At 41.1% G+C, this 7,943-nt stretch carries 4 protein-coding genes; all 4 read right to left on the bottom strand.

All coding sequences use genetic code 11. The annotated features are described in order from the left end of the window. Positions 1–6 precede the first annotated feature (6 nt). On the bottom strand, positions 7–2,307 hold the full coding sequence (locus ACMJ0U_RS08900) for a GH92 family glycosyl hydrolase (protein ID WP_417129615.1): 2,301 nt from the start codon (positions 2,305–2,307) through the stop codon (positions 7–9). Between the two features lie 49 nt (positions 2,308–2,356). Further along, positions 2,357–4,633 (bottom strand): GH92 family glycosyl hydrolase, encoded by a 2,277-nt coding sequence (locus ACMJ0U_RS08895; RefSeq protein ID WP_417129614.1) that lies wholly within the window; start codon positions 4,631–4,633, stop codon positions 2,357–2,359. Position 4,634: 1 nt separating this feature from the next. Continuing rightward, complete coding sequence (locus tag ACMJ0U_RS08890) at positions 4,635–5,609, bottom strand: FecR family protein (protein ID WP_417129613.1); 975 nt, start codon at positions 5,607–5,609, stop codon at positions 4,635–4,637. A 74-nt stretch (positions 5,610–5,683) separates the two neighbouring features. Next, the gene (locus ACMJ0U_RS08885; RefSeq protein WP_417129612.1) at positions 5,684–7,885 is read right to left on the bottom strand and encodes a GH92 family glycosyl hydrolase; all 2,202 of its coding nucleotides are present in this window, start codon (positions 7,883–7,885) and stop codon (positions 5,684–5,686) included. Positions 7,886–7,943 lie beyond the last annotated feature (58 nt).

The raw sequence follows: 7,943 nt of genomic DNA, 5'->3' as shown, positions 1-7,943 counted from the left end.
ATCAGATTATTTTTTACAGGTTGTTCTTTCATTTGAAAAAGAATAAGGGACATCATCTGGCAGTATTCCCCTTTTATAATTTGGAACAGGCGACATCTGCAACTCTATTATTCCCCCACGCATCAGGTCAGAATGTGTCACATAGTTTCGGGTATATTCATTTCCGTTATATTCCATTTTTTGGATATACACGTTTTCAGGAGTATTCTCTACGGCACGAATACATACATTCTTTCCATTCTCCAAATGCAGCACTGCCTTCTTAAATAAAGGTGCTCCCATTACATACTGCTCCGTTCCCGGACAAACAGGATAAAACCCCAACGCAGAAAACACATACCATGCAGATGTCTGCCCATTATCTTCATCTCCGCAATAGCCGTCAGGAGTAGCAGAATAGAGCGTATTCATCACTTTTCTCAGCCAATACTGGGCTTTCCACGGCTGACGAGCGTAATTATACAAATAAATCATGTGCTGGATAGGCTGATTCCCATGCGCATAGTTTCCCATATTCATCACTGTCATCTCCCGAATTTCATGGATGACCTGACCATAGTAACTATCATCGAACACGGGCGGTACAGAAAAAACGGAATCCAGCATCGTTACAAAATTCATTTCTCCTCCCATCAGGTCGAGCAGTCCCTGCGGATCATGGAATACCGACCATGAATAATGCCAGCTGTTCCCTTCAGTAAAGGCATCCCCCCACTTCAGGGGAGAAAAAGGCGCCATGAATTTTCCATCCTTGTTTTTGCCGCGCATCAAGCAGGTTTCTTTGTCAAAAAGGTTCCGATAATTCATCGCACGCTTTGCATACAGCTCTACCTCTTTTTTCGGACGCTTCAAAACCTTGGCCAACTGATAGATACACCAGTCATTATATGCATATTCCAATGTACGAGCCGCATTTTCATTGATTTTCACGTCATAGGGTACATAGCCCAAAGTATTGTAATATTCATAGCCCAGTCTTCCTGTGGAAGAAACCTCGGGATGCACGTTGTTTGCTCCATGCAACAATCCTTCATACAAAACCTCCACATCGTCTACCCTTACACCTTTGAGATATGCATCCACCAATACCGAAGCTGAATTATTACCAATCATGCACCCCCGATGTCCTGGGCTCGCCCATTCAGGGAAAAATCCACTTTCTTTATAAGCATTAACCAGACCCTCCTGTATTTCCTTATTGACCGACGGATACACCAAGTTCAGCAAAGGAAACAAACACCTGAAGGTATCCCAAAAACCAGTATCCGTATACATGTATCCCGGCAATACCTGTCCGTTGTAGGGGCTGTAATGCACAACTTCTCCTGCAGCATTCACTTCATAGAATTTTCTTGGGAACAGCAATGAACGGTAAAGACAAGAGTAGAAAGTACGGTACTGATCCGTAGTTCCTCCATCTATCTCAATCTTTCCCAATACCTCATTCCAGGCTTTCCTTCCTTTCTCGACCAAGGTATCGAAATCATCTTCGCCCAGTTCCTTCAAATTTAACAATGCCTGCTCCAGGCTGATGAAAGAAGAAGCCACACGAGCATGTACAGTCTCCCCCTTACGGGTACTGAATCCGATGATAGCCCCGCAGTGGTCTGCCTGCTGTTCGCATACATTTTCCATCAAGCTGCTATCGGCTACCGTAGCCATGTAAACAAAAGGCTTGTCAAATTCTACTACAAAATAATTCTTGAAGTTTTCAGGTACCCCTCCGCTATTTCTAGTTGTATATCCTACAATCCGATTGTGTTCCTTATCAATTTTTATATAAGGTGTTTCTTTGAAGTTTCCTTTATGGAATGCATCAACGACCACGTAAGAGCAAGGATTTTCTGGGAAGGTAAAACGAAACATGGCTGCCCGTTCGGTAGGAGTGATTTCCGTAAGCACATCATGTTCTGCCAAATATACCTTATAATAGTAAGCTTTTGCTTCTTCAGCCTTATGTGAAAACCAACTTGCCCGATGTTCTTCATCAAAGACTGGAGTTCCTGTCACCGGCATAATGGAAAATTGTCCGTAATCATTAATCCACGGACTAGGCTGATGTGTTTGCTTGAAACCGCAAATTCGAGTGGCTGTATAAGTATATTGCCAGCCATCCCCCATCTTGCCAGTCTGTGGAGTCCAGAAATTCATTCCCCACGGACGCGCAATTGCCGGATAAGTATTTCCTGTGGAAAGCTCAAAAGTAGACTGAGTACCCACAAGAGGATTTACAAATTCCGTATAATCTTTCGAAAAAACAGGTAAAAGTCCTGTACATAACAATATAAAAAACAATACATTTTTCATTATACTAACAATTTAAGGATTCCACGTTCTATAATCAGTCCTAAAAACCTCACTGCCCCCATCTTGTAGGAACATCCGTCATTTCAAGTTCCAAAGTTCCTCCCTGCACAATATCGTGATGGGTAAAGAATGGAACAGACAAAATACGCTGGTTCAAGGTTGCTGATTTTATGTATTTATTTTTTTTCGAGTTATTTTTCGTTTTAATAATAAACCGCTTCCCATCCGCAAGCCTGATTATCGTTTTGTCAAACAAAGGTCTTCCAATTGAATATACAGGTTTTCCCGGACATACTTGATAGAATCCTATCGCATTCATAACATACCACGCCGACATCTGACCACAATCTTCATTACCGGCCAATCCATCTGGAGCATTACCATATTGACTGCGACATACGCTATCTGCCAGTTCCTGAGTTCTCCAAGGCTCCCCAGCATAATTATACAAATGAATAATATGATGGCTGGGTTCATTCCCATGGGCATATTGCCCGATTAATCCGGTAATATCAGCAGAAACAGCATTTCCTTCCAGGCTAGAATCTGCGGAAAACAAAGAATCCAGCTTTTCAACAAAGGCTTTCCGACCTCCCATAAGGTCAATCAATCCCTCTATATCATGAGGAACAAACCAAGTCCATTGCCAAGCTGTCCCTTCACAATAATCATCATTTCTGTGATTCGATGCCCGAGGATTAAAAGGGATATGCCATTCCCCCTCTGAATTCAACCCTCGCATAAACCGTGTGACCGGATCAAAATAGAGTCTGTAAGCATTAGCATGTTTGCTATATTTCTCCCGATTTTTGAAATCATTGTTAGCTTCTGCCAAAATAGAAATGCAAAAATCATCATATGCATATTCCAACGCTTTTGCTACCGATTCATTCTCTCTGTCACAAGGTATGTACCCAATCGTGTTTTTGTAATACTTTGCCATAGGCATCAAATGAGACAACACTGGATAAGGACATTGGATGCCGGTTGTATCATACTCAGCTGTTCTCAGGCAAGCCTCATAAGCTTCATCCAGATCAAAGTCTGCATATCCTTTTGTATAGGCATCGGCAATCAATGATGCAGCATGATATCCAATCATCGTTCCCGTATAATTGGAAGCCAAATCCCACATTGGAAGAATTCCTCCTTCCTTGTGCTTTAATAATAACGAATTTATAAACTGATTGTTCAAATCTGGAGCAATAATCGACAAAAGCGGATGAAGTGCCCTAAATGTATCCCACAAAGAAAAAACAGTATATACAGGTCTTTCCCTGCTACCCTGATGCACTTTAAGATCCATTCCCAGATAGCGTCCGTCTACATCAGTAAACAAGTTCGGGCTGATTGCCGTATGATACATGGCTGTATAAAATATAGTTTTCTTATCTTTGTCAGGTGTGGCAACCTCAATCTTCGACAGATAATCATTCCATGCTGAATAAGCATCCGACTTCACTTTTTCGAAGTTCCAATCAGGAATTTCAACGATTACGTTCTTTTTTGCGCCTTCTGTATCTACAGCAGAAATACCAACCTTCACCATGACTTGCTCATCTTTAGCCGTAGCAAACCGTAAAAGTGCCTTACAACGCGGAAGCTGTTTTCCGTTCTTATCAACCAACGTATCCGACACAATTGTACAAGCAAAAGGCTTTGAGAATTTAGCGTAGAAATAGATTTTTTGATTAAAAGCCCAGTATCGAGTTGTCTTGCTTCCGCACAATTCCGTATCGCTGAGCACCTCCAGCTTCATATCCAAATTATTCTGCCTCTGTATGGAATAGTCCATATCTACAATAAAGCCGGAAGATGCACTAGAGGGAAAGGTATAGCGATGAATGGCAGCTCGTTGAGTGGCCGACAATTCGGCCATGATACCATAACGGTCTAACCAAACAGAATAATAACCAGGTGTGGCCCTTTCATTCTCATGCGAAAAAGAAGAAGCATAAGGAAGTTGCTGATTGCTAGAAGCCTGTATTTCATACATCTGTCGTCCTACTGTTGGCATAATCAGCACATCACCATAATCTGCACAACCTGTTCCGCTGACGTGCGTATGCGAAAAACCGTTAATTATGGAATCTGCATAATAATACCCGGCACATGCATCCCACCCGTCAATCCGAGTATCAGGACTGGGCTGTATCATGCCATGAGGCACTAACGGACCTGGGAAAGTGTGGCCATGTCCCCCTGTGCCAATAAAGGGGTTTACCCATCGGGCATAATCTTTTTCCTTCATTGCCATATGCTGATGATGACATCCAAGAATCAACACACAACAACTGCATACCGCCAGAGCTCTCTTTATTTTCATGTTATCTTGTAGATATAAATATGGTATTATTATGAATTTTGTAATCAATATGAATGGTTTCTTTCAAAATATCAAGGACTTCTATGATGTTTTTCTTCCGTCCCAGCACACCTGAATATGTCACAGTCTTATCTATATCCGGTGATAATATGAATTCTACGTCATATAGTTCCTCCAATATAGAAGCAATATGAAAAATATTGGCATTGTCAAGAGGTATCAGGTTATCATGCCACATGGCATCCATACCAGCATCCGTGGCAAAAATCTTCATCTGCTTAGTAGCCGAGTTTAGTTCTACCCTTTGCCCCGGAGCCAGAAGAATCATACCTTCGTCATCATTTCCACGGGCCCTTATTTCACCTTCCAGCAAAGAAGCCTCAGCCACACGACAGCCTGTCCGGTTTTTAAAATTAAACTTGGTTCCCAGCACCTCAATCTGCATTGTCTTACCTTCAACAACAAACGGCATCTGCTTGTTCTTGGCAACTTCAAAATAAGCTTCTCCATCAAGTTCAAGCATTCTTTTGTTCCCTAAAAACTTTTTAGGATATTTCAACACCGTATTTTCATTCAACCAAACCTTTGTACCATCCTCCAAAACAATGTTTTTCGTCTCACCAAATGTAGTCTGCGCAAGCATCCATTCTGTATGGGGCGTTACAAAATACCAAAATGCAAAAGCCGTAATTGCCAGCAAAGTGACAATCATTGCTGCATAACGAAATACGTATCGCATCCGTAATACCCGTTTGCGTGCTTTACACTCCTCTTTGATACGCATCAACAGTTTCTCTTCAGCTTTCGCAAGATCTGGTTTCTTAAACTTTCCTAGGAAATAAAGTTCTTCCCAACGAAAAAACGTTCTTTCGTTTTCTTCCGAACGAGTAATCCATTCTATAATACTCCTACGTTCTTCATCCGAACATCTTCCATCCAGAAAATCTTTAATCTTACTATAACTCACTTGGTTCATACCTTTCTACCTTAAATTATATCTTTTTCTTAAAAACAACTCAACTAAACAAAACACTTACTTGCACAAACAGATTACTGAACCTGATCAGTCATTTCGAACTCCAGTACTCCTCCTGACGCAATTTCTTCATGCGTAATATAGCTCCGATGAAGCGGCTGCCCATTAAGTTTGACAGATTTTACATAACACTTTTCCCGGGTTACGTCTTTAGCCAGAATCTTAAAGATCTTTCCTCCCGGCAAACTCAACCTTACTTCCGGGAACAAAGGGGTTCCGATTTCATATTCACATGATACAGGATTTACAGGATAAAAGCCCATCGCTGAAAATACATACCATGCAGACATCTGACCACAGTCTTCATTCCCACACAATCCGTCAGGAGTATTGCGATATAAATCATGCATAATTTCGGCAATATATTTCTGTGCCTTATATGGCTTATCCACAAAATTATACAAATAAGCCACATGATGACTGGGCTCATTACCATGTGCATACTGTCCTATCATACCTGTACTAAAAATAGGAAGCTTATCTTCTGTAGCACGCAGTGTAAACATGCTGTCCAGCTTTTCTTCAAACCTGCTCTTGCCTCCACATAACTCTATCAACCCTTTAATGTCATGCTGTACCGACCAGAAATACTGCCAGCCGTTGCTTTCCGTTATATAAGGCGTATAATCTTCTGCATCAAAATCTTTTAGAAAGCTTCCGTCGGATGCCCTTGGCTGCATAAATGAAGTAACCGGATTATACACATTTCTATAATTTCGCGAACGAGCATAGAATACTTCCGCAACCTTCTTCTCGCCTATCTTTTCCGCCATTCTGGCAATGCAGTAATCATCATAAGCATATTCCAGTGTCTTAGAAAGAGACCAGTTTTCACTGTTATAGGTATCGGGCAAGTCATAAGGGATATAGCCTTTTTCCTTATAGATACCAATGCCTCTATACTCATCTATATTTGCGGTATGTACACATGCATCCAATGCTTTTTGAGGATCAAATCCATCAATACCTTTCAGATAGGCTTCCGCAATTACCGATACAGCATGGTAACCAATCATCATATCTGTTTCACTTCCATAGAGATTCCATACTGGAAGCCGACCATTCTGATTATAAAATACAATAAACGACTTCACCATGTCGCTCACTCTTTCCGGCTGAATCAAGGTAAACAAAGGATGTTGGGCTCTATAAGTATCCCATAAAGAAAAAGTACTATAATTTATCCATCCTTCTTTTGCATGTATTTCTCCATCAGCACCATAATAACGTCCATCTACATCATCATATATCGTAGGGGCAAGCATGCTATGATAAAGCGCCGTATAAAATACGGTTTTGTCATTCTCATCTCCTCCGAGAACTTTTATCTTGCCTAGTTCCTGATTCCAGGATTCTTTTGCCTGTTTTAGATAAGAATCAAAATCCTCCATCCTTGCTTCCTGCTTCCAATTCCTTTCTGCCCCTTCCATGCTGACACCAGATATGGCCGTAGTCAACAACAACTGCTCTCCCTCTGCTGTCGTATAATCCAACCTCGCCACATATCCTGTACCAATCCGTTTCCCTTCTTTATTGATTGACACCGTATCTATCTGCATATTTTCAAAAGGTTTCGAAATTCTAGTATAAAAATAAACTTTCTGATTTCTAGCCCAGCCATTGGAATAACGATACCCCCTCAATGTCATAGAATCGACAGCCTCTATATAAGAATCAAGCGTTTCATCCCAGTTCATCGCTTTAGTCAGATTTAAGAATATAGCCGATTCAGCTGCAGGAAATGTATATCGCTGAATACCACAACGAGGAGTAGCCGTAAGCTCCACATTGATATGGTAATCATCAAGCATCACCTGATAATATCCCGCAGATGCCATTTCATTTTTATGAGAGAATGTTGAATATATCCCCAAGGGAGAGTCCGCCTCTTTATATGGCAAAGTTACCGGCATAAAAGAAATATCATACAAATCTCCAGCTCCCGTACCTGATAAATGAGTATGACTAAAACCTGCAATAGTACTGTCCGGATAATAATATCCAGCAATTCTATCCCAGCCAGGAAGACCGTTATCCGGACTCAGCTGAACCATTCCAAATGGAACTTGTACACCGGGATATGTATTCCCAGTAAAATCCGTTCCGATAAAAGGATTGACCAGACTGGAATAATCCACATCTTCTCGTTGCACAAATGAAACGCAAGCCGTAAAAGCCACCGTTAAAAACAACATACCCAATTTCAACATTCTCATAACTAAAGATAATAAACAGTTCTTAATTAGAGAAAAACCGCTACAAAAACAAAAACAC

Source organism: Phocaeicola sp., from assembly GCF_048170425.1.
Taxonomy (GTDB): Bacteria; Bacteroidota; Bacteroidia; order Bacteroidales; family Bacteroidaceae; genus Phocaeicola.
The sequence above is the reverse complement of the archived record's forward strand: the minus strand, read 5'-3'. Positions and strand labels throughout refer to the sequence as shown.